We start from the raw sequence: 985 nt of genomic DNA, 5'->3' as shown, positions 1-985 counted from the left end.
GATCGCCGTGGCCAGCCTCATCCTTGGCTTCGCCCCCACCTGGGCCGGAGCCATCACGGGTGCCGTGGTGCTGGGCGTCGGCTTCGGCGCGTACCTGGCCGTGGACTTCGCGCTCATCACGCAGGTGCTGCCCACGGCGCTGGACCGCCCGTTCTGGCTGCTGGACCCGCCCGTGCCGCTGCGGGTCATCCAGCATCGCCCCGCCTACGCGGGCCAGGCCTTGCGCCTGGTACGCGGCCCGGAACGCATCGAAAGCGGCTGGTGGGACGCCGCGCTGACCGTGCGCGATTATTTCGTGGCCGAAGACGCCGCCGCCGCGCGCTACTGGATCTACCGCGAGCGCGATACCGAACACGCCCGCTGGTTTCTGCACGGACGCTACGCCTGAAAGGTTCACCCCATGACCCTGCCAACAACCCTGTCCGGCCTGCTGCCGGGCTATGCCGAATTGCAGTGCTTGTCGAATTTCTCATTCCTGCAAGGCGCGTCGCATCCCGAAGAATTGGTCGAGCAGGCCGCGCAGCTGGGCTACGCCGCACTGGCCATCACCGATGCGTGTTCGCTGGCGGGCGTGGTGCGCGCCCTGGTCGCGGCCGAAAAGCATGCCCTGCCGCTGATCATAGGCAGCACGCTGGTATTGCATGACGCCCCCGGTGCCCAGCCGCTGTCGCTGGTGGTGCTGGCGCAAACCCGGGAAGGCTACGGCAACCTGTCGGAACTGATCACGCTGGGGCGCTCGCGCGCGCCCAAGGGCGAATACCGGCTATGCGCCGGCGACATCGCCACGCCAGGCGCCGGCCAGACGCACTTGCGCCAGTTGCCCGAATGCCTGGCCATCCTGGCTCCGCCGCATGGCACGCCCCCCGAAGTCGTCAACGCCCAGGCGCACTGGCTGGCGGGCGCCTTTCCCGGCCGCGCCTGGGTCGGGCTGACCCTGCTGCATGGCCCGCGCGACGACCTGCACCGCGCCGCCGTGCAACACGCC

General features: G+C 69.9%; 1 protein-coding gene and 1 pseudogene. Both read left to right on the top strand.

The window, feature by feature from the left end:
• Positions 1-388 (top strand): annotated as a pseudogene (locus LPZ50_RS25070) (hypothetical protein); the annotation flags it as partial.
• Positions 389-400: 12 nt separating this feature from the next.
• Positions 401-985: PHP domain-containing protein (locus tag LPZ50_RS25065; protein ID WP_230665530.1), on the top strand; the 585-nt coding region annotated here is incomplete at its 3' end.

Source organism: Bordetella petrii (assembly GCF_020991325.1).
Lineage (GTDB): Bacteria > Pseudomonadota > Gammaproteobacteria > Burkholderiales > Burkholderiaceae_B > Bordetella_A > Bordetella_A petrii_E.
Note: the sequence above shows the minus strand (reverse complement) of the source record. Positions and strands in the feature narration are given on the sequence as shown.